This is a genomic window from Acinetobacter gandensis, assembly GCF_001678755.1.
GTDB lineage: Bacteria > Pseudomonadota > Gammaproteobacteria > Pseudomonadales > Moraxellaceae > Acinetobacter > Acinetobacter gandensis.
In genome coordinates this window covers 1-2,058 of sequence record NZ_LZDS01000024.1, presented here as the reverse complement: position 1 = coordinate 2,058, position 2,058 = coordinate 1, and the positions used below count along the sequence as shown (strand labels likewise).

Here is a 2,058-nt window from a genome sequence, read left to right as displayed (position 1 = left end):
ACAGGATAATCGACCTTATGGTGCGCAAATATTTCGGCACAGACGGTATTCGTGGCAAAGCCAACGAAGGCGCGATGACGGCGGAAACCGCCTTGCGCGTCGGCATGGCGGCTGGCCGTGTCTTTCGTCGCGGTGACCACCGCCATCGTGTCGTGATCGGCAAGGATACGCGCCTGTCGGGCTATATGCTTGAACCCGCGCTCACAGCCGGTTTCACCTCGATGGGCATGGACGTATTCCTTTTTGGCCCGCTGCCGACAACGTATGCCCACGACGCGTGACACCTCCACTACAGATATCAGCATCGCCAACATGAACCTTATAGTTCGTACTGTCTAGATATCCGTACATCCGAATGGTTTTTACATGCTGAATGTAGAGTTCTGAGTCTACATATTCTTTTTCATCGGATGGTGTGCTTTTGAGTAGTGTCACAATGTCCTTAATGATACTGTGACTGTGTTGTAATGTATATAATACTGTAAACAATATCAGCCCGATTATCACCAGGGCTAGTGTATCTGTGTCCATGTTAACCTGCTATTTCTGTTTCGTAAAAAGTATAAGAACGGAATGGATCTTCTTCATTACCCAATTCCGTTGGATGATTTGTAGCGACGGTCAAGTGTTCAGGTAGTTTATAATGCGCATCACCTTCAACATGCACCTCTATATGGCTAACGTACGCACCCGCTACGAGATTAGCTGTTAGGGTGTAAATTTGTTCACCCCCTACAATATAAGCGCGCTCACGATCGACTTCAGGATGATCGATTAGACAATCAAGAATTTTACCCATACCCAGTTGTAGGTCATTACTTACAACGACTGTATCACCCATCAGATTCTCATTGTCAAGGTAGAATGTATCTGGGTTACGTGTTAAGATAACAATGTGTCGACCTGTAAGTTTGCGATATAAGGATTCGTAAGTTTTACGACCCATCACAATAATTGAATTCATCGTACGACGACGAAAGAAAGACATATCTGCTCGAGATTGCCAAGGGATGCTATCATTTAGACCGATGGTGTTGTTTTTAGCCGTAGCTACGACGTGATAAAGTTTCATATGGAATACCTTTATTAAATGCAAGTTGGAATTGATGTTCACGAATAGATTCACGTAACTTGTCATAGCCGATCTCAATGATCAGATAATGTTCACCGTAACGTAATATCCATAGGCGGTATTTACCAGTATCTCCCATAGGATGAATACTTAAAGACGTATAGGAAGAATAAACGCCCTTTTCACCCAAGTCCAACAGCTTTGGACCGCAGTTGACTCTTTCGACACCCCTGCGATGCAACCCAATCCGGCTGACGGGGAGCCAGCAACGCTGAAAATTTACCCTCCTCTTTCCCACTAGCGGCTCCTTTTCCGACAACCAGCACGGCGGATCCCTGCCGCGGCGCTGTGAACGCAGCATTTTGATTGGTATCGTTGGCCTTCAGGCTCGTCAGTCAAACAGACCCAGGAGCAGCTCAGCCGGTGGCGCCCGGCTTTCGGGTAACGCCCTGGTCCCGCTGGTTTCGGCTTTGTGCTTCAGGTGATCAAGGATCTGCTTGATCACTATAGGGTCTTCAATGCAGGCGATGACTTTCATGGCGCCGCCGCAGCCGCTGCAGGTCTCGATGTCGATATTGAAAACACGCTTGAGCCGTTGCGCCCATGTCATCGACGCTCGCCGTTGTGCTGGTGTTGCCGGTTCATCAGCCACCCTGACCTTGTTGCCCCTGCCCCGTTTTGCCGGCGTGACCAACGCCCGGTGCCGACTGTTGGGTGCGAACACCCCGTGGAAGCGGGTTAGGTTGACTCTGGGCTTCGGTACCAGGGCGGCCAGCCTTGCAATGAAATCCAATGGTTCGAAAATGGGTGGTGTATCAGAAAGTATGCTGAGTTAATAAAGGAGAGTGACAGCCGAAGCAAGATGATATATTTGAGGTTATGAAGACACAAATACAGATCAATTGCCCCGACTGTCACAGTCCCAGTTTAAAGAAAAACGGCAAAAAAAGCTATGGCAAGCAGAACTATCAATGTAAGGACTGCAA

At 48.3% G+C, this 2,058-nt stretch carries 3 protein-coding genes and 2 pseudogenes; 2 read left to right on the top strand and 3 right to left on the bottom strand.

The features are described from left to right. Positions 1 to 281: pseudogene (locus A9J31_RS08545) on the top strand (hypothetical protein); the annotation flags it as partial. Between the two features lie 251 nt (positions 282 to 532). Here the strand turns inward: A9J31_RS08545 and A9J31_RS08540 are convergent. The 3 genes and pseudogenes from A9J31_RS08540 to A9J31_RS08530 all read right to left on the bottom strand — a co-directional run. After that, the gene (locus tag A9J31_RS08540) at positions 533 to 1,072 is read right to left on the bottom strand and encodes a dihydrofolate reductase (protein WP_162270485.1); all 540 of its coding nucleotides are present in this window, start codon (positions 1,070 to 1,072) and stop codon (positions 533 to 535) included. Continuing rightward, the gene (locus A9J31_RS15760; protein ID WP_067764172.1) at positions 1,041 to 1,262 is read right to left on the bottom strand and encodes a hypothetical protein; all 222 of its coding nucleotides are present in this window, start codon (positions 1,260 to 1,262) and stop codon (positions 1,041 to 1,043) included. Before A9J31_RS15760 ends, A9J31_RS08540 begins: the two co-directional genes overlap by 32 nt. A gap of 201 nt (positions 1,263 to 1,463) precedes the next feature. Beyond that, positions 1,464 to 1,886: pseudogene (locus A9J31_RS08530) on the bottom strand (transposase); the annotation flags it as partial. A 65-nt stretch (positions 1,887 to 1,951) separates the two neighbouring features. On the opposite strand from A9J31_RS08530, the gene A9J31_RS15425 reads away from it, so the two are divergent. Continuing rightward, positions 1,952 to 2,058, top strand: a 107-nt coding sequence (locus A9J31_RS15425; RefSeq protein WP_342669173.1) for an IS1/IS1595 family N-terminal zinc-binding domain-containing protein, incomplete at its 3' end; no start/stop codon positions are given.

Excerpts from the sequence above, each read along its gene's own strand:
- A9J31_RS08540 (WP_162270485.1), bottom strand. The coding sequence starts at position 1,072 with ATGAAACTTTATCACGTCGTAGCTACGGCTAAAAACAACACCATCGGT.